The organism is Burkholderia sp. RF2-non_BP3 (assembly GCF_001522185.1).
Classification (GTDB): domain Bacteria; phylum Pseudomonadota; class Gammaproteobacteria; order Burkholderiales; family Burkholderiaceae; genus Burkholderia; species Burkholderia diffusa.
On the sequence record NZ_LOSU01000043.1, the window covers coordinates 81,670 to 105,383 of the forward strand.

Sequence of the window (23,714 nt, forward strand, 5' to 3'; positions counted from 1 at the left end):
CCCGATGCGTCAGGCGTTGCGGTCGTCGCCGGCCTTCGCGCCGTTGCGGCGGCGCAGGCCCGGCCCGAACGTGAAGCCGAACGCGAGCAGCACCAGCGACACCGCGAGCACGATGTTGTTGCCGCTCGTCACGTAAGGCGTGAAGCCGCTCGTGCCTTCGATGCGCACGTCGAGCGAGCCGATCGTGAACGGCTTCAACTGGCCGAGCACGCGGCCGCGCGCGTCGATCGCGGCCGTCATCCCCGTGTTGGTGGAGCGCAGCATCGGCCGCCCCGTTTCGAGCGCGCGCATCCGCGCGATCTGCAGATGCTGGTCGAGCGCGATCGTGTCGCCGAACCACGCGAGGTTCGTCACGTTGACGAGCACGCCGGGCGGTTGCGGGTTGTCGCGGATCGTCGCGGCGATTTCCTCGCCGAACAAGTCCTCGTAGCAGATGTCGGCCATCACCGGCTGGTTGTGCACGAGGAACGGCTTCTGCACCGGCGCGCCGCGCGCGAAGTCGCCGAGCGGCATCTTCATCAGGTCGACGAACCAACGGAAGCCCCACGGAATGAATTCGCCGAAGGGCACGAGATGGTGCTTGTCGTAGTGATAGATGTCGCGCGAATGCGGCGTCACGCCGTACAGGCTGTTCGTGTAGTCGACGTAATGACCGTCCGGCGTCACCGACGCGCCGACCGCGCCGAACAGCACGGCCGAGCCCGTCGTGTCGCTGAACTTGCGGATCGCGACGGCGAACGGCTCGGGCAGCTCCTGGATCATCACCGCGATCGCGGTCTCCGGCGTGACGATCAGGTCGGCCGGCTTCTCGACGATCATCTGCGTGTACATCTTGATCGCCGCGTCGATGCCTTCCTGCTCGAACTTGATGTCCTGCTTCACGTTGCCCTGCAGCAGCCGCACCGTGAGCGGCGCGTTCGCGGGCACGGTCCACGTGGCCTGCGACAGCCCGATGCCGGCCGCGACGAGCGCGACGGCGATGCCGGCCGGCGCGACGACGCGCACGCGCGCATTGCCGGCGCCGCCGGATTCGGATGCGGGCGACCGGCGCGCGGCGACGAGCGCCTGCACGACCAGCGCGGCGAACAGCGCGAGCACCCACGCGATCCCGTACACGCCGACGACCGGTGCGAAGCCCGCGAACGGGCCGTCGACCTGCGGATAGCCGCTCGCGAGCCACGGAAAGCCGGTAAACACGGTGCCGCGCAGCCATTCGCCGAGCGCCCATGCGCTCGCGAAGGCGAACGCGCCGTGCCAGGTCGGCGAGAACGGCCGCGGATCGGGTTCGCGGCGATGCCACGCATGGCCCGCGCAGAACGACCAGAGCCCCGCCGAGAACGCCGGGTACAGCGACAGGTAGAGCGAGAACAGCACCAGCGCGCCGCCCGCGAGCGGCGCGGCCATTTCGCCGTACACGTGCATGCTGATGTACAGCCACCAGATGCCGCTGATGAAGTTGCCGAAGCCGAACGCGCCGCCGGTGAGCGCGGCGCCGCGCCAGCTCGACGTGCGCGTCAGCTGCGCGAAAAACCAGACGAATACGGCGAGCTGCAGCCAGCCGCCGTGCGGGGTCGGTGCGAAGCTGAGCGTATTGGCCGCGCCGGCGAGCAGTGCGGCCGGATAGTGCCAGCGCGGCAGCGTGCGGCCGGGGGCCGGCGCAAAAAGGCCGCCAGCCGGGCGGGACGGGATCGGATCGTCCATGTGAAGCGAAAAAGGGCGAGCGGTTGAAGGAGACGCGGCCGGCGCGAGACGGTCAGTCCTCGTGCGAGGTTTCGGCGCGGCGGCTCGCGAGCGGGTTGCGGCGCACCAGCAGCACGTGGACCTGGCGCGCATCGCCGCGCTGGATCTCGAACACGAGGTTGCCGAGCTGCAGCTTCTCGCCGCGGTGCGGCACGCGGCCGAAGTGATGGGTGATCAGCCCGCCGATCGTGTCGACCTCGTCGTCGGGGAAGTCGGTGCCGAACGTTTCGTTGAACTGTTCGATCTCGGTGAGGGCGCGCACGCGGTAGCGGCCGTCCGGCCCCGAGATGATGTTGCCGGCTTCCTCGTCGAAGTCGTATTCGTCCTCGATGTCGCCGACGATCTGTTCGAGCACGTCCTCGATCGTGATCAGGCCCGCGACGCCGCCGTATTCGTCGACGACGATCGCGAGGTGGTTGCGGTTCACGCGGAAGTCGTGCAGCAGCACGTTCAGGCGCTTCGATTCGGGAATGAACACGGCGGGACGCAGCATCCCGCGCACGTCGAATTCCTCTTCGGCATAGAAGCGCAGCAGGTCCTTCGCGAGCAGCACGCCGATGACGTTGTCGCGGTTCTCCTCGTACACGGGGTAGCGCGAGTGCGCCTTCTCGAGGACGAACGGGATGAAGTCTTCGGGCTTGTCGGCGATGTTGATCGCGTCCATCTGCGCGCGCGGCACCATGATGTCGCGGGCGCACAGGTCGGACACCTGGAACACGCCTTCGATCATCGACAGCGAATCGGCGTCGATCAGGTTGCGTTCGTGGGCGTCCTGGAGGATTTCCAGCAGCTCGGTCCGGGATTCCGGCTCGGGCGAGATGAAGTCGGTCAGGCGCTCGAGCAGCGAGCGCTTTTCTTGCGGTTTGTCGGTGAGCTTACGACTGGGATACGAATCGTTCATGGTGGTGCGCCCGGGTCATGCCGGGGCGCGCGGTCACGGAGTAGGCAAGGATACACCAAGGGCATGGCGCGGCCGTGTCACACCGGCCGTCCGGCCAGGGCATGCGGTGCGCGCGAGCCCCGCTCGGGAACGGCCGCGCCGGGCGCGGCGCCGTCCTTCGTCTCCATCCTATCTCAGAAAGGCGCGGCGGGGCAGCGGCGGCAAAAAAGCGGGGGCGACCGGCCGGGTTGCCGGCGTCAGCGGCATTTCGCCGCGTGCGGGACACGCCGGGCCGACGTTCGGACCCTCAGAAGCGCATGCCGGCAGAGCAGCCACCGGCAGCCGCGCCGTTGGTCGCGGCGCCGCCGCAGCCGAGGATGCCGCAGCCGGAGAGCGCGACGCTCGCGGCGACGAGCAGCGCGGCCAGCGTGATGCGCGATTTGCGTGACGGTTTCATGGGCGCGGGGCCTCCTTCGCGTGCACGAGCGGTGCGGGCCGGCTGGTCGAGCCTTACCGGCATCGCGCGAGCAGTCCTTCCAGCGCGCGATCGGGGATGCCGCTCGCGCGCAGCGCGTCCACCGTGCGGCTCACGTAGTCGAGCGTCGTGCCGTAGCGGCCGGCCGCGCAGCTGAATACTTCCTTGACGACGGGGTCGCTCAGCTTGCCGGTGTAAGTGGGTACGTCGCGGCGCATCACGAACGCGAGTGCGTTCACGCGTTCGCCGGTCTCGAGCGAGCACGGCAGCCACGCGGGCCGGTACGACCCCATCGGCATTTCGCGTTTCCACAACGTCTCGAGATGCGGCTGCGCGGTCGGGCCCGCGAGCCGGAATGCGATGCCCGAGCACGAGCCGCCGCGGTCGAGCGCGAGCACGAGGCCCGGCCGTTCGGGCGTGCCGCGGTTCACGCGCGACCACAGGTAGAGCCCGCGATGATAGCCGTGCACCTTGCCGCGCACGGCGGCGACGGTCGGCAGCCCGGGGTTCCAGATCAGCGAGCCATAGCCGAACAGCCAGAGATCCTGCCGGCCGTCCCAGTCGCGCATCGTGTGCGCGAGCGACGCGGCGAGCTCGTCTTCCGTCAGCAGCCGTCCCTCGCCGATCGACGGCGGGTAGGCGGGCGGCAGCATCGCGGCGTGGTGCATGGTGCGGACGACTTTACTGGTACGGGTTCGGAAAGCCCAGTTTCGCGAGGATGTCGACCTCGAGCGCTTCCATTTCGGCGGCGTCCTCGTCGCTCGTCTCGTGATCGTAGCCCTGCGCGTGCAGCGCGCCGTGCACCAGCAGGTGCGCGTAGTGGGCCGCGAGCGGCTTGCCCTGGTCGTGCGCTTCCTTCTCGACGACCGGGCAGCACAGCACGAGGTCGCCGATCACGGTGCCGTCGGGCGCCGGGTCGTACGCGAAGGTCAGCACGTTGGTCGGGTAGTCCTTGTGGCGGTAGCCGGCGTTCAGCGTGCGGCCTTCTTCCTCGCCGACGAAGCGCACGGTGAGCTGCGCGCTCGCGAACAGCGCCGGTTCGATCCATTCGGCGATCAGCTTGCGCTTGGGAAGCGTCTTGCGGATGTCGCCGGTGATTTCGTCACCGTACTGCACGGACAGGTCGAGCTCCAGCTCGCGCACCTCGTTCGCCATTTCCGCGAGTTCCTCGTCGAGCGGCGCGGGTTCGGCACCCACGTGCAGCGTCACGCTGTCGTAGTGCTCGGGCTGCAGCGCGAGCTTCGCGCGCATCGCCGGATCGTTGTGCTGCGCGACGATCGCGACGGCGGCCTCGCCCGAACTGCCGGACAGGTCGAACATCAGGCTGCGGCCGTCGGGGAAGTCGATTCGAAGCCCTTGCGCGCTGACGGTCCGGGCCTTGCCCTTCGCATCGAACAGCGAGAGACGGGGGAAATCGGGCGCGGCGGACTGGTCGCGCCCGGACTTGCGAGAACGGGAAGATTTCATGACGGGTGCGGCGATTGGAACGCGTTGAGGATACACCAAACGGCCGATCGCTCCCGAATTCGAACCGGCCGCGCGCAAGCGAAAAAAGGCCCGGCGCGCCGTCGGGCGGGCCGGGCCGTCGGCCGGTGCGGCGCGCGGGCGCCGCCGGTTCGTTACGCGTCGCGGTGCTGCGCGTGGAAGTCGTCGTACGCCTCGACGATGCGGGCGACGAGCGGATGCCGCACGACGTCCGCGCTCGTGAAGCGCGTGAGCGCGATGCCGCGCACGCCGCCGAGCACCTGCTGCGCCTCGACGAGGCCGCTCTTGTGCCCGCGCGGCAGGTCGACCTGGCTCGTGTCGCCGGTGACGACGGCCTTCGAGCCGAAGCCGATCCGCGTGAGGAACATCTTCATCTGCTCGGGCGTCGTGTTCTGCGCCTCGTCGAGGATGATGAACGCGTGGTTCAGCGTGCGGCCGCGCATATATGCGAGCGGCGCGATCTCGATCATCTGGCGCTCGAACATCTTCGCGGTCTTGTCGAAGCCGAGCAGGTCGTACAGCGCGTCGTACAGCGGCCGCAGGTACGGGTCGACCTTCTGCGCGAGATCGCCCGGCAGGAAGCCGAGCCGCTCGCCGGCCTCGACGGCCGGGCGCGTCAGCACGATCCGCTTGACCTGGTCGCGCTCCAGCGCGTCGACCGCGCACGCGACCGCGAGGTAGGTCTTGCCGGTGCCGGCCGGCCCGATGCCGAACGTCACGTCGTGCGACAGGATCTGCTTCAGGTATTCGCGCTGCGCGGGCGTGCGGCCGCGCAGGTCGGCGCGCCGCGTATAGAGCTTCGGCGCGGGTTCTTCGTCCGGCAGGTCCGCGTCGAGCTGCACGACGGGCTCGTCGAACGGATGGTCGGGGTCGCCGCGAAAGCGCACGTCGATCGTGTCCTGACGGCCGTTGCCGGACGTGTGGCGCACTTCGACCAGCGCGAGCTGGATATCGTCGACCGACAGCGGATCGCGCGCGCGGTTGTAGAAGTTCTCGAGCGCCGCGAGCGCGAGCTTCGCGCCGCGCCCGCGGATCGTGATCCGGTGGCCGCGCCGCGCGAGCGTGACGTCGAGCGCCTGTTCGATCTGCCGCAGGTTCTCGTCGAGCGGGCCGCAGAGGTTGGCGAGGCGCGCGTTGTCGTCGCGCGGCGCGGTGAATTCCAGTGCTTGGACGGTCTTCAAAGTAGCGTCGGGCTCCTGTTGAACGTCAGTCGGTCAGTGGGTGGCCGCGCTCGCGTCGTCGCTCACGAGCAGCAGCTCGCCGCGCAGCGAGTGCGGGTACGCATGGTTGATCTTCACGTCGATCATCTGGCCGATCAGGCGCGGGTGCGATGCGAGCGGCGCCGGGAAATTCACGACCCGGTTGTTCTCGGTGCGGCCCGACAGTTCGTTCGGGTCCTTGCGCGACGGACCCTCGACGAGGATCCGCTCGACCTTCCCGACCATCGACTGGCTGATGCGCGCGACGTTTTCCTCGATGGTCGCCTGCAGATGTTGCAGGCGTTTGAGCTTGACCTCGCGCGGCGTGTCGTCGTGCAGGTTCGCGGCCGGCGTGCCGGGGCGCGGGCTGTAGATGAACGAGAAGCTGGTGTCGTAGCTCATCTCGTGCACGAGCGCCATCATCTTGTCGAAATCCTCCTCGGTCTCGCCGGGGAAGCCGACGATCATGTCGGTCGACAGCGACAGGTCCGGGCGGATCGCGCGCAGCTTGCGGATCACCGACTTGTATTCGAGCACGGTGTAGCCGCGCTTCATCGCCATCAGGATGCGGTCGGAGCCGTGCTGGACGGGCAGGTGCAGGTGGCTCACGAGCTTCGGCACCTTGGCGTAGGTGTCGATCAGGCGCTGCGTGAATTCCTTCGGATGCGACGTCGTGTAGCGGATCCGCTCGATGCCGGGGATGTCGGCGACGTATTCGATCAGCGTCGCGAAATCGGCGATTTCGGTCGAACCGGCCGTCAGCGCGCCGCGATACGCGTTCACGTTCTGGCCGAGCAGCGTGACTTCGCGCACGCCCTGGTCGGCGAGGCCGGCCACTTCGGTCAGCACGTCGTCGAGCGGACGCGACACTTCGTCGCCGCGCGTGTACGGCACGACGCAGTAGCTGCAGTACTTCGAGCAGCCTTCCATGATCGACACGAACGCGCTCGGCCCCTCGACGCGCGCGGGCGGCAGGTGGTCGAACTTCTCGATCTCGGGGAACGTGATGTCGACCTGCGCGCGGCCGCTTTCACGGCGCGCGTCGATCATCTGCGGCAGGCGGTGCAAGGTCTGCGGGCCGAACACGAGGTCGACGTACGGCGCGCGCGACACGATCGACGCGCCTTCCTGGCTGGCGACGCAGCCGCCGACGCCGATCAGCAGGCCCGGCTTCGCTTCCTTCAGCTCGCGCACGCGGCCGAGGTCGGAGAACACCTTTTCCTGCGCCTTCTCACGCACCGAGCACGTGTTGAACAGGATGATGTCCGCGTCTTCCGGGGTATCGGTCTTTTCGAGGCCTTCGGCCGCATTGAGCACGTCCACCATCTTGTCCGAGTCGTACTCGTTCATCTGGCAGCCGAAGGTCTTTACGTAAACTTTCTTGGTCATGGGGATTCGCCGTTCGCAGTGGTTGACCTGGGGGCGTCGTCAAGGGTGAATCGGGACGGCTGCTGCCGGTGCCGCGTGGCGGACCGGGGCGCGCGGCGCGCGTCGAGCGAGCATGTCGCGAAACCTCGCGAATGCGTGAAAAGCCGTCGGGAAAGCTTTCCATTATAGCTTTACGCGCCGTCGCGGGCGGGCGGCGGGTTGCGGCCGCGCGACGCCGCCGGGGCGCTCCGACCCCGATATGGCGGCGCGGCAAGCGTCAGCGGCACGCGTTCAGCAGGTCGTCGAGCGCCGCTTCCTCACGCGCGAAGCGCTCGGCGAGGAAGTCGAGCAGCACGCGCACGCGCGGCGCCATGTAGCGCTTGCCGTGATAGAGCGCGTGCAGCGGCGCGTCCTGGTGCCGCCAGTCGGGCAGCAGCACGCGCAGCCGGCCGGCGCGCACGTCGTCGGCGATGTCCCACAGCGACTTCAGCGCGATGCCGTGGCCGCGCAGCGTCCATTCGCGGGTGAGGCCGCCGTCGTTGGTCTCGAACGCGGTCGAGACCTGCACCGTATGGGTCTGCACCTCGTCGCCGCGCGTGAAGCGCCACGTGTTCATCGGGCCCGACGCGATCGTGATCACGTTGCAGGGAAAACGAGCCAGATCGTGCGGATCGGCCGGCACGCCGTGGCGCTCGACGAACGACGGCGCCGCGCACAGCACGCGCCGGTTCGCGGCGAGCCGGCGTGCGATCAGCGCGCCGTCGGGCGGGGCGGCGAAGCGGATCGCGAGGTCGATCTCGTCCTGCCACAGGTTCGACGACGAATCGGACGCCGTCAGCGAGAAGGTGACGCCCGGATGCAGCGTGGTGAATTCGTCGAGCCAGTCGAGCAGCTGGTTGCGGCCGAAATCGGACGTCGACGACAGCCGCACCTTGCCGGCCACCACGTTGCGGCCCTCCTGCAGCAGCGCGTGCGCGTCGTCGAGCGCCTGCAGCGCCTGCCGGCAGCAGTTCAGGTAGAGCCGGCCTTCGTCGGTGAGGCGCAGCTGCCGCGTCGAGCGCTCGAACAGCCGCGTCGCGACCTTCGCCTCGAGCTTCGCGAGGCGCGCGCTCGCGGCGGCCGGCGTGAGGTTCAGCTTGCGCCCGGCCGCGGACAGGCTGCCCAGTTCCGCCGCCTCGACGAACAGCCGGATGTCGCCCAGTCGATCCATCGGATTTTCCAGAATTTTTTGAAAATGGTTCAAATGCCGCGCCAATTATCAAAGATGGGCGTATTCGGGACAATGCGCGCACATCCCGCTTCTTGTGCGGTGCGGTACGGACCGGATGCCGCGTCCGCCGCTTTTTCGGAGAACGTCATGCCCATTCCATTACTGGCGCTCGCGATCAGCGCCTTCGCCATCGGCACCACCGAATTCATCATCATGGGACTCCTGCCCGAAGTCGCGCACGACCTCGCCGTGTCGCTGCCGTCGGCCGGCCTGCTGGTCACGGGCTACGCGCTCGGCGTCGCGGTCGGCGCGCCGCTGCTCGCGGTGCTGACGAGCCGCATGCCGCGCAAGGCCGCGCTGCAGCTGCTGATGGCGATCTTCATCGTCGGCAACGTGCTGTGCGCGACCGCGTCCGGCTACGCGATGCTGATGGTCGCACGTGTCGTCACGTCGTTCGCGCACGGCTCGTTCTTCGGGATCGGCGCGGTGGTGGCCGCGTCGCTCGTGCCGGCCGACAAGCGCGCGAGCGCGATCGCGCTGATGTTCACGGGCCTCACGCTGTCGAACGTGCTCGGCGTGCCGTTCGGCACGTTCGTCGGCCAGCTGCTCGGCTGGCGCGCGTCGTTCTGGATCGTCGCCGCGCTCGGCGTGCTGTCGCTCGGCGGCGTCGCGCTGCTGGTGCCGAACCGCCACGACAGCGGGCCCGTCGGCCTCGGCCGCGAAGTGCGGGTGCTCAAGGAACCGCAGGTCTGGCTCGCGCTCCTGATGACCGTGCTCGGTTTCGGCGGCGTGTTCGTCGTGTTCACGTACATCGCGCCGATCCTCGAAACCGTCACCGGTTTTTCGCCGCGTGCGGTCGCGCTGATCCTCGTGCTGTTCGGCGCGGGGCTGACGGTCGGCAACACGCTCGGCGGCAGGCTCGCCGACCGCGCGCTGATGCCGTCGCTGATCGCGATTCTGGTCGCGCTGATGGCCGTGATGGCCGTGTTCGCGAAGACGAGCCATCTGCCGGTCGCGGCCGCGGTGACCGTATTCGTCTGGGGGATCGCCGCGTTCGCGACGGTGCCGCCGCTGCAGGCGCGCGTGGTCGAAAAGGCCGCGAGCGCGCCGCATCTCGCGTCGACGCTGAACATCGGCGCGTTCAACGTCGGCAACGCGGGCGGCGCGTGGCTCGGCGGCCTCGCGCTGGGGCACGGCTTCGCGCTCGATGCGTTGCCGTGGGTCGCCGTCGCGGTGACGTTCGCGGCGCTCGTCGTCACGTGGTTCGCGATGCGGCTCGATGCGCGTGCCCCGGCGCGCGGCGCGGCACCGGCCGCGCATTGAGCGGTGCACCGGGCGGTGGTGTGCCGGCGCTATGGCGACAGGAAAAGGTTCGCGAGAAACGCATTCCTCCGCGATGCTGATAACGGTGTGAAGATAACTTCGTTTGCCGGGGCGGGGCCGGGTGATAGCGTCTCGATACGCGCCGTTCGTGGCGCAACCCGATTCCGGCTTACCCCATTCGCAGGGCCGCGCGGCGGCCCGGAGGCCATGCTATGTCTTCACCCCTGGCGCTGGTGCGCGACGTGTCTTCCTTCGAGTCCGGCAATGCCGCCGACGCGCGGACGTCCGCGTCGCTCGACGTCCTCGAGCAGGTCGTCGGCGTGAATCTCGCGCGCTTGCGCGCCGAGCGGCAGTTGTCGCTCGATGCGCTCGCGCGGCTGTCCGGCGTGTCGCGCGCGATGCTCGCGCAGATCGAATCCGCGCGCAGCGTGCCGTCGATCAAGGTGCTCTGCAAGATCGCCGCGGCGCTGAAGGTATCGGTGGCCGCATTCCTGCGTCGCCACGCGGTGAACGGCTTCGAGCACCTGGCGGCCGAGCGCGCGGCGCGCGTCGTCAGTTCGAACGGCCGCTTCTCGGCGCGCGCGCTGTATCCGGAAGGCGAGCCGGCCGCGGCCGAATTCCACGAGTTGCGGATCGCGCCGCTGCACACGGAACCCGGCACGCGCCGCGCGCCCGGCACGACGGTCAACCTGGTCGTCAGCGAAGGCACGCTCGAAGTCAGCGTGCACGATCGGCGCCAGCTGCTCGCGACCGGCGATGCAATCGTGTTCGACGCCGACCAGCCGTACAGCCTGCGCAATCCCGGCGACAGCGAGGCGCGCGCGTTCCGCGTGACGGTGAGCCCGGAGGTGCCGCCGCGCTGGCTCGTGCCCGACGCCGCGCACGCGGCCGGCTGAGCGCGGGTCGCCGGGCCGGCGCCGGTTCCGTTCGGGACGGCGCGCAGGCCGGGTGCCGGCCGTTCGGACGATGCCGTTAGACGGAGTCGTCGGTAAGGTTTCAGGTGTGGTTCGCTGCGCGGTGCGCGCGGCTGATGTATGCTTGGCCCGCCGGTTCCGGGGTAGACCCCGGCCGGTAATCAGTGCGTCTTCAGGGCGGGGCGAAATTCCCCACCGGCGGTAGGCTGGCGAAAGCCGGCGAGCCCGCGAGCGCCCGCGCATCCGCGCGGGGTCAGCAGATCTGGTCGAATGCCAGAGCCGACGGTCATAGTCCGGATGAGAGAAGATGTGCAGATAGTCATGTCCGTCAGGGCCGCTTTGCCATGCGTGCGAAGCGGGTTGTCGTTCTGTCTGTTTGCAATGCCCTGAAACGTTTTTCGCCCAAATCGTAATTGCGAGGAGCGTTTCACATGTCCTTCATGTCCGTTTCGTCGGCACCCGCCGACGCCTTTGCCGATCTCCCGTTGCTCGATTCCGAACCGGTGCCGCCGCGCATCGCCGCCGCGCTCGACGCGTTGCGCGCGGGCCGCGCGGTCGTGTTGCAGGACGATCACGACCGTGAAAACGAGGCCGACCTGATCGTCGCCGCCGAGCGCATCACGCCCGAGACGATGGCGCTCCTGATCCGCGAGTGCAGCGGCATCGTGTGCCTGTGCCTGACCGACGACAAGGTCCGCGCGCTCGAGCTGCCGCCGATGGTGCAGACCAACGAGAGCCGCAACGGCACCGCGTTCACCGTGTCGATCGAGGCGCGCGAAGGCGTGCACACCGGCGTGTCCGCGGCCGACCGCGTGACGACGATCCGCGCGGCGATCGCCGACGATGCGAAGCCGTACGACATCGTGCGCCCCGGCCACGTGTTTCCGTTGCGTGCGCAACCCGGCGGCGTGCTGGCGCGCCGCGGTCACACCGAAGGGACGGTCGATCTGTCGATCCTCGCCGGCCTGAAGCCGGCGGGCGTGCTGTGCGAGCTGATGAATCCGGACGGCACGATGACGCGCGGCGACGACGTCGAGCGTTTCGCGCGGCAGCACGGGTTGCCGATGCTGACGATCGCGGAGCTCGTCGAATTCCGCGAGGCGCTGGCGGCCGTGCGCGAGCGCTGCTGCGAGCCGGCCTGACGGCAGGTGTGGCGGGCGCGCCGATGCGCCCGCGGGACGGCGTGCGCATCGAGCCGCACGCCGGTCATGGCGATCCGGCGCGGCCGTCCGTCAGGACTGCACGTCGCCGAATTCGCCGCGCAGGCCGGCCGCGACGAGCGCCGGCAGTTCATCCATCCTGCGCATGATCCGCGTGATGCCCATCGCGCGCAGCGCGTCCGCGTAGTTGTCGGGGATGTGGCTCGCGCCGACGAACGCGATCGTCTTCATGCCCGCCGCGCGCGCGGCGTTCAGGCCCGACACGCTGTCCTCGACGACGACGCAGCGCGCCGGCGCGACGCCGAGCGTCCGCGCGGCGTGCAGGTACACGTCGGGGTAGGGCTTCGGCCGTGCGACCTGCTCGGAGCTGAACACGCGATCGCCGAAGATTTCGGTGAGCGAGGCGCGCTTCAGAGAGCTGCGCACGCGCACGAGCCGGCTGTTCGATACCACCGCGGCCGGCAGGCCGACCTTCAGCAGCGCGTCGCGCACGCCGGTGATCGGCGCGAGCGATTGTGCGAGACCGGTCTCGATGTTGCGCTCGACGGTCTCGATGAAGTTGTCGGGCATCCGGATGCCGAAATGCGCTTCGAGCCCGGCGAGAAAGCGCGACGTCTGCTGGCCGAAGGCGGACTTCGCGGCCTCTTCGAAATCGAGGTGAGGGAAGGTGGCGGACAGCGTGTCGAACAGCACGCGGTCGGCAATGACTTCGCTGTCGACGAGGACGCCGTCGCAGTCGCAGATAAGGTGATCGAGCATGGTGGTGAAGAAGCGGGGTGTCGGCGACGCCGAGCATCCCGCCATGATACGTGCTTTCGAAGGTCCGCCGCGAACCGCTTGGCGCCTGCGTCCGGTCCCGGCTACGCCCTCCGTTGGCCGGCGCGCCGACGCGCCGTCGCGGCCTCGGTCGGCGTGAGCGAGGCCGGCGCGTCGTCGCTCGTGTGACGAAAGGGGAGGGCGGAAGCGCGCGGCAACCGCTGCCGCGCGCCCAGGCTCGAGCTCGATCGAAACCGCGATCAGGCCATCGCGTGCAGACGCAGATACAGGCCGGCCGCCGCGGCGCCGCCGAGCAGCGGGCCGATCACCGGCACCCACGCATAGCGCCAGTCGCTGTCGCGCTTGCCGGGAATCGGCAGCAGCGCGTGCATGATGCGCGGCGACAGGTCGCGCGCCGGGCTCATCGCATAGCCGGTCGGGCCGCCGAGCGAGATGCCGATGCCGAGCACGAGCAGGCCGACGGGCAGCGCGTCGAGCGCGCCGAGGCCGACCTGCGGCGACGCGAGGTACAGCACGCCGAGGATCAGCACGAACGTGCAGATCGCTTCGGTCAGCACGTTGTGCGTGGTGCTGCGGATGGCGGGCGCCGTGCAGAACACCGCGAGCTTCAGGTCCGCATCGGCTTCCTTCGCGAAGTGCTGGCGATACGCGAGCCACACGAGCAGCGCGCCGGCCATCCCGCCGAGCATCTGCGCGAGGATGTAGCCGCCGACCTTCGACCACGCGAACTTGCCCGCGAGCGCGAGGCTGATCGTGACGATCGGGTTCAGGTGCGCGCCGCTGAACGACGCGGTCACGTAGACGGCGACGAACACCGCCATCGCCCAGCCCATGACGATCACGATGAGGTCCGCGCCTTTGCCCTTGGTCTTCGCAAGCAGCACGTTGGCGACCGCGCCGTTGCCGAGCAGCACGAGGATCGCCGTGCCGATGAATTCCGCAATGTAAGGTGACATGTTGTCTCTCGTAGATGACGGCGGACTCGCGCGCCGCGCGGTCCGCCGGTGTTGTTTTATTTCGTTCGGATTGCTTCCGGTTCCGGCTGCTGCGGGTTACTGCGTGTCGTCGGCCCACGCCTTGGCGGCGCGCACCGCGCGTTGCCAGCCGGCCATGCAGCGCTCGACCTGCTCCTTCGGCATCGACGGCGAGAAGCGGCGATCGAGCTGCCACTGGCTGCGCACTTCGTCGAGGTTCTTCCAGTAGCCGATCGCGAGGCCCGCGAGGTAGGCCGCGCCGAGCGCGGTCGTCTCGGTGATCTGCGGACGCACCGCGTCGACGCCGAGCAGGTCGGCCTGGAACTGCATCAGCAGATTGTTCGCGCTCGCGCCACCGTCGACGCGCAGCTCGCCGATGCTGATGCCGGAGTCGGCTTCCATCGCGGCCAGCACGTCGAGCGACTGGTAAGCGATCGCGTCGAGCGCCGCGCGCGCGAGGTGCGCGGACGTCGTGCCGCGCGTGACGCCGAACACCGAACCGCGCGCCCGCGCATTCCAGTGCGGCGCGCCGAGGCCCGCGAACGCCGGCACGAGATAGACGCCGTCGGTATGCGGCACGCTCGCGGCGAGCGCTTCGATCTCGGCGGCCGTCTTGATGATGCCGACGCCGTCGCGCAGCCACTGCACGACCGCGCCCGCGATGAAGATGCTGCCTTCGAGCGCGTACTGCACGTCGTCGCCGATCTGCCAGGCGATCGTCGTGACGAGGTTGTTCTTCGACTCGATCGGCTTGTCGCCGGTGTTCATCATCAGGAAGCAGCCGGTGCCGTAGGTGTTCTTCACCATGCCCGACGTCGTGCACATCTGGCCGAACAGCGCGGCGTGCTGGTCGCCGGCGATGCCCGCGAGCGGGATCTTCGACGCGAACACCGTGGTCTTCGTATGGCCGTAGATTTCCGACGACGCCTTCACTTCCGGCAGCATGCTGCGCGGGATGTCGAGCAGCTCGAGCAGCTCGCTGTCCCACTCGCGCGTGTGGATGTTGAACAGCATCGTGCGCGACGCGTTGGTCACGTCGGTCACGTGCAGTTCGTGCTTCGTGAAGTTCCACACGAGCCAGCTGTCGACGGTGCCGAAGGCGAGCTTGCCCTGGCGCGCCTTGTCGCGCGCGCCCGGCACGTTGTCGAGGATCCAGCGGATCTTGGTCGCGGAGAAGTACGAGTCGATCGGCAGGCCGGTCTTCGCGCGCACCTTCGCTTCGAGGCCCTGCTTCTTCAGCGAATCGCAGAAGTCGGCGGTGCGGCGGTCCTGCCACACGATCGCGTTGTAGACGGGCTGGCCCGTCTCGCGATCCCAGACGATCGTCGTCTCGCGCTGGTTGGTGATGCCGATCGCGGCGATCGACGTGCCGTTCAGGCCCGTGCGCGTGACCGCTTCGGCGGCGACGCCGGCTTGCGTCGACCAGATTTCCTGCGGGTCGTGCTCGACCCAGCCGGGTTGCGGGTAGATCTGTTCGAATTCCTTCTGGGCGATCGATACGATGTTGCCCTGGCGATCGAACAGCATCGCGCGGGAGCTCGTCGTGCCCTGGTCAAGCGCGAGGATGTACTGATCCTGCATGTCTCTCATCTCCATCCGTGGATTGGCGTAGTTGTGATGCGCGCCGCATGTTACGCGGCGCGTCGGTGAATCAACGTCGGTCAGACAATTGCAACTGCAAACGCATCACGCGTGCGGCGCGTGCACGGCGGCGAACCACGCGTCGACCGCGGCCGTCACCGCGTCGAGCGTGCCTGGCGTGACGTGCAGGCCGAGCTTCGAGCGGCGCCACAGCACGTCCTGCGCGCAGGTCGCCCATTCGACGTCGCGCAGGTAGCGCAGTTCGGCGTCGTGGAGGCCCGGCGCGATTTCGGCGCCGAGGTCGGCGAGCGACGTCGCGCCGTCGACCACGCGTTCCGCGCGCGTGCCGTACGCGCGCGCGTAGCGGCGCGCGAGCGCGGCGGGCAGCCACGGATGGCGCTTCGCGAACGCGTCGGCGAACACGTCGAACTTCGCGTTCGCGATGTCGCCGCCGGGCAGCGGCGCGCCGGCCGTCCAGGTTTTCGCCTCGCGGCCGAGCGCGCTGCACAGCAGGTCGCCGGCTTCTTCCGCGAGCTTGCGGAAGGTCGTGATCTTGCCGCCGAACACCGACAGCAGCGGCGCGCCGGCGCCGTCGTCCATCTCGAGGCGGTAGTCGCGCGTGACGGCCGACGCGTTCGCCGCGTTTTCGTCCTCGAGCAGCGGGCGCACGCCCGAATAGGTCCAGTGCACGTCGGCGGGCGAGATCTTGCGCTTGAAGTAGCGGTTGATCGAATCGCACAGATACTGCGTCTCGTCGCGATCGATCGCGACCTTCGCGGGATCGTTCGTGTATTCGACGTCGGTCGTGCCGATCAGCGTGAAGTCGTGCTCGTACGGAATCGCGAAGATGATCCGCTTGTCCGGGTTCTGGAAGATGTACGCGTGATCGTGATCGAACAGCCGGCGCGTGATGATGTGGCTGCCTTTCACCAGCCGCACGCTGTGTTGCGCGCCGCGGCCGAGCGCGCCGTGCAGCACTTCCCCGACCCACGGGCCGGCCGCGTTCGCGACCGCGCGCGCGTGCACGACGCGGATCGAGCCGTCCGCGTGCCGCAGCCGAGCTTCCCATTCGTCGCCGCGGCGTTCCGCCGACACGAGTTTCGTGCGCGTGAGGATCTCGGCGCCGCGCTCCTTCGCATCGAGCGCGTTCAGCACGACGAGGCGCGCGTCGTCGACCCAGCCGTCCGAATAGACGAAGCCGCGCTTGATCGAGTCGATCAGCGGTGCGCCGGCCGCATGGCGGCGCATGTCGATGCCGCGCGAGCCGGGCAGCAGTTCGCGTTTCGCGAGGTGATCGTAGAGGAACAGGCCGATGCGGATCAGCCAGGCCGGCCGCAGGTTCGGCATGTGCGGCATCACGAAGCGCAGCGGCCACATGATGTGCGGCGCCGCGCGCAGCAGCGTTTCACGCTCCTGCAGCGCTTTGCGGACGAGGCCGAATTCGTTGTATTCGAGGTAGCGCAGGCCGCCGTGAATCAGCTTCGTGCTGGACGACGACGTGTGCGACGCGAGGTCGTCCTGCTCGCAGAGCAGCACCGACAGGCCGCGGCCGGCCGCATCGCGCGCGATGCCCGCGCCGTTGATGCCGCCGCCGACGACGAGCAGATCGTAGCGATTCGGTTGGGTCACCTGCTGTCCTTATCGTCTGATGGAAATGGGCGAACATGAAATGTTCGAATTCGAAATTTAACGAACGAAATCGAAAAAGTAAAGTTCGAAAAAGCGGGGCCAGTAGCGCGCGGCGCGATCCCGGACGATACTGGCGGAATCGACCGTTTCGCGAGGTGAATCATGCGTATTGGGATGTGGGCCGGTGCGTGCGCCGTCGTTCTGGCAGGGTGCGGCGCCGGTATGCCGCCGCTGGCCGGCAATTGGCGTGCGCCGTCGTTCGTCGACCTGCAGACGTCGTGCGGCGGCACCGCGCGCGACTGGGGCGCGGACGCGCAGCCGGTCTACGCGACGCTGTACGACGCGTATGTGGCGAAACGGTATCGCGGGCTGACGCAGGCGAACTATTGCGCGTTCGTAAACGAACTTTCGACGCACTACGCGGCACCCGACGCGGCGGGGCGCGCCGGTTGGGTCGCCTATTTCAACGGCGCACGCGCGCAGGCCGTCAGCTGGCGGGCCGCGGTCGATCCGACGCTGCGCGGCGGCTGACGCGGCAAAGCTGCGGAAGGCGGGAAAACCGGAAAAGCGGCGCGGCCGGAGATCCGGCCGGCGCGCTCAGGTCAGGAACAGCGGCGCTTCAGGAATAACGGTATTTGATGGATCGCAGCGCGGCGTCGCCGGTCTCGGTCACGCAGTATTTGCGTCCCGATCCCAGCCCTTCCAGCCGGACGAGCTGCTGTTCGAGCAGCGCGTCGAGTTCATCCCGATCCATGTCGCCCTGGTCAGGGGCGTCCTTCACAAGCAGTAGCGTGGCGAATTCATGCGGACTCAGCATCGTTCTCTCCATGGCAATCGGTCTGCCCGCGCGGCCGGCGCGAACGCCGGTGCGCGATACCCCACGGGGTATGGCTTGGGGGGAAAGCTGTATTCGCCGGCCTTGGGATTCGCACACGCCTTGGCACGGGCGTATCGGGCGAACGGGCCGGGGAACTGGAGTCTAGTCGAGCGCGCGGGCAACGACAAATCGTGCCCCGTTAATTTTCAGTTTGACAGGGACGTATGCCGCAAGCGGTTCAGCCGGCGCGCCAACTTCTTGATTTCACTTGAAGTTTCAGGTGCGGTGCAGCATCGCAAGCGTCATTCCGCGACGTACACCTGGGTGCCCGCGTTCGCCACCGCATCGGCCATCTCCGGCGGCAGCGGCTTGTCGGTGAAAAGCGCATGCACCTGGCTCAGGTGTCCCTGGCGCACCAGCGCCGGGCGGCCGACCTTCGAGTGGTCGGCGACGAGGTAGACCGTGCGCGCGTGCTGCATGATCGCCTCGGCCACGCGCACCTCGCGCGTGTCGAAGTCGCGCAGCGTGCCGTCGGCCTCGATCGCCGACGTGCCGATGATCGCGTAGTCGACCTTGAACTGGCGGATGAAGTCGATCGCGAGTTCGCCGACGATGCCCTTGTCCCACGGCCGCACGATGCCGCCCGTGATCAGCACCTCGCAGTCCGGGTAGCCGCTCATCATCGACGCGACGTTCAGGTTGTTCGTGATCACGTGGAGCCCGTGATGGCGGTTCAGTGCGCGCGCAACCTCCTCGGTCGTGGTGCCGAGGTTGATGAACAGCGATGCCTGGTCGGGGATGTGCGACGCGGCGAGCGCCGCGATGCGTCGCTTCTCGTCGTGGAACATCCGCTGGCGCGCGGTGTACGACACGTTTTCCGAGCTGGTCGGCAGGCTCGCGCCGCCGTGATAGCGGCGCAGCAGGTTCAGGTCCGCGAGCCAGTTCACGTCGCGGCGGATCGTCTGCGGCGTGACCGCGAAGTGCGCGGCGAGATCGTCGACGGTCACGAAGCCGTCGCGCTGCACCCATTCGAGCAGTTCCTGCTGGCGCGCGTTGAGGGTGAGGCGGGGATCTCGGGTCATGGCTCGGCGGTCAGGTCGTGAGGCGGAGGGGGTATTGTAAGGGCGGGAAGGGCGTTCGACCGGCCTGCGGCGTATCGCTGCGCGGAATTCATGCGGAAAGTGTATGGATTCATGTGACAAATGAATTTGTGCGATCACGCGGATCGCGCTGCAATGGCGGACTGTCCGCGCGCGCCGGTCATGCGTCCGGCGCGTTCATTCAGCTTTCGACGAGGTGGAACCGATGACTGGCTTCAACTGGCACAACCCGTATCCGACGACCCGCATTCCGGTGTTCGCGCGCAACGTCGTGTCGACGTCGCACCCGCTCGCGGCGCAGGCCGGGCTGCGGATGCTGTGGAAGGGCGGCAATGCCGTGGATGCGGCGCTGGCCGCGGCAGCCGCGATCACGGTGGTCGAGCCCGTGTCGTGCGGGCTCGGCGGCGATGCGTTCGCGCTCGTGTGGGACGGCGAGCGGCTGTCCGGGCTGAATGCGTCGGGTGTCGCGCCGGCCGCGTGGAACCCCGGCTACTTCCGCCAGCGCCACGGCGAGGATGCACGCGGCATCGCGAACAAGCCGACGCGCGGCTGGGACACCGTCACGGTGCCAGGCGTGATCGCGGGCTGGGAAGCGCTGCACGCGAAGTTCGGTTCGCTGCCGTTCGCGGACCTGCTCGAGCCGGCGATCGAGATCGCCGAGCGCGGCTATTCGGTGTCGCCGATCGTCGCGCACAAGTGGGCCGCCGCGGTGCCCGAGCTGCAGGGGCTGCCGGGCTTCGCCGATACCTTCATGCCGCGCGGGCGCGCGCCGCTCGTCGGCGAGCGCATGTGCCTGCCGGGCCACGCGCGGACGCTGCGCACCCTCGCGAAGGACGGTCCGCGCGCATTCTACGAGGGCGCGCTCGCCGGGCAGATCGCGGCATTCGCGCGCGAAGGCGGTGGCGCGCTGACCGAAGCCGACCTGCGCGCGTACCGGCCGGAATGGGTCGAGCCGATCGGCAAGCGCTTCGGCCGGCACACGATTCACGAGATTCCGCCGAACGGGCAGGGCATCGCCGCGCTGATCGCGCTCGGGATCGCGGAGCAGGCGGGCGTGGCCGAATGTCCGGTCGATTCGGCCGACTCGCAGCACCTGCAGATCGAGGCGATGAAGCTCGCGTTCGCGGACGTCTATCGCTACGTCGCCGATCCGCGCGCGATGGACGTGACGCCCGCGCAGATGCTCGACGACGCGTATCTCGCGGAACGCGCGAAGCTGATCGATCGCGCACGCGCGACGCACTTCGCTGCCGGCCGGCCGCATTCGGGCGGTACGATCTATCTGTCGGCGGCGGACGAGCGCGGGATGATGGTGAGCTTCATTCAGTCGAACTACATGGGTTTCGGTTCGGGGCTCGTCGTGCCGGGTACGGGCATTGCGTTGCAGAACCGCGGGCACGGCTTCTCGATGGACCCGGCGTCGCCGAACGTCGTCGCGGGCGGCAAGCGGCCGTTTCATACGATCATCCCGGCGTTCGTCACCGAGGACGTCGACGGCCGCACCGAGGCCGTGATGAGCTTCGGCGTGATGGGCGGCGACATGCAGCCGCAGGGCCATCTGCAGACCGTCGTGCGCATGCTCGGTTACGGGCAGCAGCCGCAGGCCGCCTGCGACGCGCCGCGCTGGAAGGTCAATCGCGACTTCACGCTCGACGTCGAGTCGACGATGAATCGCGACACGGTCGATGCGCTCGCCGCGCGCGGCCATACGATCAAGTCGATCGACGATCCTTACATGGATTTCGGCTCGGGGCAGTTCGTGTGGCGGCTCGATCGCGACGATCCCGAGCGCGGCTACGTGGCCGCGAGCGACAGCCGTCGCGACGGTCTCGCGGCCGGTTTCTGACGGAACGCTTCCAGTCCAGTCTTGCGCTCGACGGGCGGCCGGATGGCCGCCCGTTTCGCTTGACGCGGCGCATCTCGTCGAACGTGCGCGAACCGGTTCGAACAACTCGTCTAACGAACCGCAACATGCGCGGCGGAACTGCGCCCGTCGGGTATGGTCAGTGCTTTGAAGCACGAACATAAAAGTCCGGCTAAGATGCCAGGATGGTTCGGCCGGACCAACTCACTAAAAATGCAAGCAAAACGTCGCCTGCGGGCGCGCCGGGCCCGTGCCGAAGATCGGGGCCGGCCGCCGGCCGCGCGACGACTGGGAGCGCACCACCATGCCTACTGAAACGACGCATGTCATGCCGTGGCGTATCGAGGACATCGACCTCAACCGGATCGATCGTCAGCGCGCCGCCGCGAACGAGGATCTGCTGCTGTTGCTGTGCGCGTCGTCGTTCATCGAAAGCGGCTCGGATCTCTACACGAGCAACCTGAGCGAGTTCTTCAACGACGATCCGGAAGTGTCCGCGTGGCTCAACACGGCGTGGGAGCACGAGGAACTGCAGCACGGGCGCGCGCTGAAGGCGTACATCGCGCACGTGTGGCCCGAGTTCGACTGGGATACCGCGTTCGCGAATTTCTTCGCCGAGTACTCGAAGACCTGCTCGGTCGACGCATTCGAGAAGACCCGCGCGCTCGAGATGGTCGCGCGCTGCGTCGTCGAGACGGGCACGGCCACGCTCTATCGCGCGATCAACGAATGCTCGGACGAGCCGGTGCTGAAGGAAATCACCGACAACATCCGATCGGACGAGGTGCGCCACTACAAGCACTTCTTCAAGTTCTTCAAGAAGTACAACAAGCTCGAAGGCAACGGCCGGCTCGCGGTGCTCGGCGCGCTGACGCGCCGCGTGCTGGAAATCAAGAACGAGGATTCGGAGATCGCGCTGCGCCACGTGTTCGCGATCCGCTACCCGGATCGCGTCGGCGACAGCCAGTACAACCGCGAGCGCGTCGCGCGCATCAGCTCGCTCGTGCGGCGCAACCTGTCGGCCGACATGTGCGTGAAGATGCTGCTCAAGCCGCTCGACCTGCCCGCGAAGATCCAGCCGAGCGTCCACTATCCGCTGACGAAGATCACGCGGCACGTGTTCATGCGCTGATCGTCACCGCGCGGTCCGGCGGCGCGCGTATGCTTCGGCATCATCGTCTGCTTTTCACCGGGCCCGCCATCATGACCGATACCCATCGCCACGCGCTCGAACAATGGACGTTCGACGCGTGGCCGCCGGCCGTCGTTTCGCTGTTCGACGGCACCGCGCTCGAACGCCATGCCGACTTCGCCGCATCGCTGATCGTCGCGACCGACGATGGCCAGTTGCGCACGACGCTGCTCAGCGTCGGCGAGATTCATGCGCGCGACGCGCACACGCTGCTGCTTGCGCTATGGCCGCAATCGCGCGCGGCGCGCGCGCTGGCGCAACGGCGCGCCGCCGCGTTGACGCTCGTCGCGGACGGCGCATTCTTTCAGGCACAACTGAGGATCGAGCCGCTCGAAGGGGACTTCGGCGGACTGGCCGGGTTCGCCGCGACGATCGCGCATGGCGATGCGCAGCGGGTCGGCTATGCGCGTCTCGCGACGGGCGTCACGTTCGCGCTGGAAGGGCAGGCGCGCGCCGAGGTGCTCGCGCGCTGGCAGCGCCAGGTCGAGCACCTGCGGCGCGCGGCCGCGCGGCTTCAGTGACCGCGCTGGCCGCTGCGCGACGAGCGGTTGCGGTTGGCGTGCGCGGCGTTGCCGTTCGCCGGACGCGCACCGTTGCCGCCTGACGGGCGACCGCCGCCGCCACCGGCATTGCCGCTCGCGCCGCCGGCCGTGCGCGGCTTGGCCGCCTTCGCGGCCTTCGGTTGCGCATTGCCGTCGCGCTTCGCGGCCGGCTGGCCGGCGCCGCCTGCACGCGGCTGGCGATTGCCGCCGCCGCCGTTGCCGCCGCGCGGCTGCTGCCCGCGGCGTTGCTGGATCGGCTCCGGCTTCGCGTTCGGATCGGGTTCGAAGCCCGCGATCACTTCCTGCGGAATCTCGCGCTTGATCAGCCGCTCGATGTCGCGCAGCAGCTGCTTCTCGTCGACGCACACGAGCGACACGGCTTCGCCCGTCGCGCCCGCGCGGCCCGTGCGGCCGATCCGGTGCACGTAATCCTCCGGCACGTTCGGCAGGTCGAAGTTGACGACGTGCGGCAGCTGGTCGATGTCGATCCCGCGTGCGGCGATGTCGGTCGCGACCAGCACCTGCAGCGTGCTGTTCTTGAATTCCGCGAGCGCGCGCGTGCGAGCCGACTGGCTCTTGTTGCCGTGGATCGCCATCGCGCTGATGCCGTCCTTCGTCAGCTGTTCCGCGAGCCGGTTCGCGCCGTGCTTGGTGCGCGTGAACACGAGCACCTGGAACCAGTTGTGTTCGCGGATCAGATGCGTGAGCAGCTCGCGCTTGCGATCGCGGTCGACCGGGTGGATCTTCTGCGCGACGCTTTCTGCGGTGGTGTTGCGGCGTGCGACCTCGATCAGTGCGGGCGAATCGAGCAGGCTGTCGGCGAGCGACTTGATCTCATCCGAGAAGGTCGCCGAGAACAGCAGGTTCTGGCGCTGCGGCGGCAGCTTCGCGAGCACGCGCTTGATGTCGTGGATGAAGCCCATGTCGAGCATCCGGTCGGCTTCGTCGAGCACGAGGATGTCGAGATCCGACAGATCGATCGTCTTCTGCTGCATGTGGTCGAGCAGACGCCCCGGCGTCGCGACGACGATGTCGACGCCGCGCTTGAGCGCATCGATCTGCGGATTGATGCTGACGCCGCCGAACATCACGGTCGAGCGCAGCTTCAGGTATTTGCTGTATGCGCGCACGCTTTCCTCGACCTGGGCGGCGAGTTCGCGCGTCGGCGTGAGGATCAGCGCGCGCACCGCGCGCTTCGCGCCGCGATGCTCGGCATAGAACGTGTGCAGGCGCTGCAGGATCGGCAGCGTGAAGCCGGCGGTCTTGCCGGTGCCGGTCTGTGCGCCGGCGAGCAGGTCGCCGCCGCCGAGGACGGCGGGGATCGCCTGTTGCTGGATGGGAGTCGGCGACGTGTAGCCGAGCTCGTTGACCGCCTTGACGAGCGGTTCGGCCAAGCCGAGAGATTCGAAAGACATAGATACCACTCTTGAGTTTTATGATCGGCGACGCCTCGCGCGGCCCGCGCGGGGAACGGCGTCGCAAAA

The 23,714-nt window shown here is 68.4% G+C and carries 23 protein-coding genes and 1 riboswitch; of the genes, 7 read left to right on the forward strand and 16 right to left on the reverse strand.

Annotated features, from left to right (window positions below; translation table 11 throughout):
- Positions 1–9 precede the first annotated feature (9 nt).
- From lnt to WS45_RS35735, 9 genes are all read right to left on the reverse strand, one after another.
- Positions 10–1,701 (reverse strand): apolipoprotein N-acyltransferase, encoded by a 1,692-nt coding sequence (gene lnt, locus WS45_RS22280; RefSeq protein ID WP_059690640.1) that lies wholly within the window; start codon positions 1,699–1,701, stop codon positions 10–12.
- Between the two features lie 52 nt (positions 1,702–1,753).
- Positions 1,754–2,641, reverse strand: coding sequence for an HlyC/CorC family transporter (locus WS45_RS22285; RefSeq protein WP_059447841.1), 888 nt, complete (start codon positions 2,639–2,641; stop codon positions 1,754–1,756).
- Between the two features lie 286 nt (positions 2,642–2,927).
- Entirely contained in the window at positions 2,928–3,077 is a 150-nt protein-coding gene (locus tag WS45_RS35730) for a hypothetical protein (RefSeq protein ID WP_179949148.1), read from the reverse strand.
- Between the two features lie 53 nt (positions 3,078–3,130).
- Entirely contained in the window at positions 3,131–3,763 is a 633-nt protein-coding gene (locus tag WS45_RS22290) for a gamma-glutamylcyclotransferase (RefSeq protein WP_059701730.1), read from the reverse strand.
- Positions 3,764–3,776: 13 nt separating this feature from the next.
- A complete protein-coding gene (gene ybeY / locus WS45_RS22295) occupies positions 3,777–4,562 on the reverse strand; it encodes an rRNA maturation RNase YbeY (protein ID WP_059528125.1) in 786 nt (261 codons plus the stop codon).
- Between the two features lie 152 nt (positions 4,563–4,714).
- A complete protein-coding gene (locus tag WS45_RS22300; protein ID WP_059528122.1) occupies positions 4,715–5,761 on the reverse strand; it encodes a PhoH family protein in 1,047 nt (348 codons plus the stop codon).
- 33 nt (positions 5,762–5,794) lie between these two features.
- A complete protein-coding gene (miaB, locus tag WS45_RS22305; protein WP_059528119.1) occupies positions 5,795–7,168 on the reverse strand; it encodes a tRNA (N6-isopentenyl adenosine(37)-C2)-methylthiotransferase MiaB in 1,374 nt (457 codons plus the stop codon).
- 256 nt (positions 7,169–7,424) lie between these two features.
- A complete protein-coding gene (locus WS45_RS22310; protein WP_059528117.1) occupies positions 7,425–8,357 on the reverse strand; it encodes a LysR family transcriptional regulator in 933 nt (310 codons plus the stop codon).
- A gap of 29 nt (positions 8,358–8,386) precedes the next feature.
- Complete coding sequence (locus tag WS45_RS35735; RefSeq protein ID WP_162499717.1) at positions 8,387–8,572, reverse strand: hypothetical protein; 186 nt, start codon at positions 8,570–8,572, stop codon at positions 8,387–8,389.
- On the opposite strand from WS45_RS35735, the gene WS45_RS22315 reads away from it, so the two are divergent.
- The 3 genes from WS45_RS22315 (at position 8,505) to ribB (ending at position 11,736) form a co-directional block, all read left to right on the forward strand.
- Positions 8,505–9,680, forward strand: coding sequence for an MFS transporter (locus tag WS45_RS22315; protein ID WP_059528334.1), 1,176 nt, complete (start codon positions 8,505–8,507; stop codon positions 9,678–9,680). The genes WS45_RS35735 and WS45_RS22315 overlap by 68 nt on opposite strands.
- Positions 9,681–9,892: 212 nt before the next feature.
- On the forward strand, positions 9,893–10,576 hold the full coding sequence (locus tag WS45_RS22320; RefSeq protein WP_059465738.1) for a helix-turn-helix domain-containing protein: 684 nt from the start codon (positions 9,893–9,895) through the stop codon (positions 10,574–10,576).
- 182 nt (positions 10,577–10,758) lie between these two features.
- Positions 10,759–10,907, forward strand: a riboswitch (FMN riboswitch).
- Between the two features lie 118 nt (positions 10,908–11,025).
- Positions 11,026–11,736: a 3,4-dihydroxy-2-butanone-4-phosphate synthase gene (gene ribB, locus WS45_RS22325; RefSeq protein WP_059690639.1), complete on the forward strand. Its 711-nt coding sequence runs from the start codon at positions 11,026–11,028 to the stop codon at positions 11,734–11,736.
- A gap of 90 nt (positions 11,737–11,826) precedes the next feature.
- Here the strand turns inward: ribB and WS45_RS22330 are convergent, their stop codons facing one another.
- The 4 genes from WS45_RS22330 to glpD all read right to left on the reverse strand — a co-directional run bounded on the left by WS45_RS22330 (position 11,827) and on the right by glpD (position 16,715).
- Complete coding sequence (locus tag WS45_RS22330) at positions 11,827–12,513, reverse strand: HAD family hydrolase (RefSeq protein ID WP_059528111.1); 687 nt, start codon at positions 12,511–12,513, stop codon at positions 11,827–11,829.
- Positions 12,514–12,770: 257 nt separating this feature from the next.
- A complete protein-coding gene (locus tag WS45_RS22335) occupies positions 12,771–13,487 on the reverse strand; it encodes an MIP/aquaporin family protein (RefSeq protein ID WP_059528107.1) in 717 nt (238 codons plus the stop codon).
- 96 nt (positions 13,488–13,583) lie between these two features.
- On the reverse strand, positions 13,584–15,086 hold the full coding sequence (gene glpK / locus WS45_RS22340) for a glycerol kinase GlpK (protein WP_059465737.1): 1,503 nt from the start codon (positions 15,084–15,086) through the stop codon (positions 13,584–13,586).
- A 105-nt stretch (positions 15,087–15,191) separates the two neighbouring features.
- Complete coding sequence (gene glpD, locus WS45_RS22345; protein WP_059701732.1) at positions 15,192–16,715, reverse strand: glycerol-3-phosphate dehydrogenase; 1,524 nt, start codon at positions 16,713–16,715, stop codon at positions 15,192–15,194.
- A gap of 162 nt (positions 16,716–16,877) precedes the next feature.
- On the opposite strand from glpD, the gene WS45_RS22350 reads away from it, so the two are divergent.
- Positions 16,878–17,246 carry a hypothetical protein gene (locus tag WS45_RS22350; protein WP_059528100.1) on the forward strand — a complete coding sequence of 123 codons (369 nt, stop codon included), beginning with the start codon at positions 16,878–16,880 and terminating at the stop codon, positions 17,244–17,246.
- Positions 17,247–17,334: 88 nt separating this feature from the next.
- On the opposite strand, the gene WS45_RS22355 is transcribed toward WS45_RS22350, so the two are convergent.
- Together WS45_RS22355 and WS45_RS22360 are read right to left on the reverse strand one after the other, a co-directional pair.
- Entirely contained in the window at positions 17,335–17,532 is a 198-nt protein-coding gene (locus WS45_RS22355; RefSeq protein ID WP_040144790.1) for a hypothetical protein, read from the reverse strand.
- 302 nt (positions 17,533–17,834) lie between these two features.
- On the reverse strand, positions 17,835–18,614 hold the full coding sequence (locus tag WS45_RS22360; RefSeq protein ID WP_044846783.1) for a DeoR/GlpR family DNA-binding transcription regulator: 780 nt from the start codon (positions 18,612–18,614) through the stop codon (positions 17,835–17,837).
- A 223-nt stretch (positions 18,615–18,837) separates the two neighbouring features.
- Here WS45_RS22360 and WS45_RS22365 point away from each other — a divergent pair, with 223 nt between their 5' ends.
- The 3 genes from WS45_RS22365 to WS45_RS22375 all read left to right on the forward strand — a co-directional run bounded on the left by WS45_RS22365 (position 18,838) and on the right by WS45_RS22375 (position 22,209).
- Entirely contained in the window at positions 18,838–20,478 is a 1,641-nt protein-coding gene (locus WS45_RS22365; protein ID WP_059701734.1) for a gamma-glutamyltransferase family protein, read from the forward strand.
- Positions 20,479–20,800: 322 nt separating this feature from the next.
- On the forward strand, positions 20,801–21,628 hold the full coding sequence (locus WS45_RS22370) for a ferritin-like domain-containing protein (protein ID WP_059528332.1): 828 nt from the start codon (positions 20,801–20,803) through the stop codon (positions 21,626–21,628).
- A gap of 71 nt (positions 21,629–21,699) precedes the next feature.
- Entirely contained in the window at positions 21,700–22,209 is a 510-nt protein-coding gene (locus tag WS45_RS22375) for a hypothetical protein (protein WP_059690636.1), read from the forward strand.
- Here WS45_RS22375 and WS45_RS22380 read toward each other — a convergent pair.
- Entirely contained in the window at positions 22,203–23,645 is a 1,443-nt protein-coding gene (locus tag WS45_RS22380; protein ID WP_059701736.1) for a DEAD/DEAH box helicase, read from the reverse strand. The two genes, WS45_RS22375 and WS45_RS22380, sit on opposite strands and share 7 nt — an antisense overlap.
- Positions 23,646–23,714 lie beyond the last annotated feature (69 nt).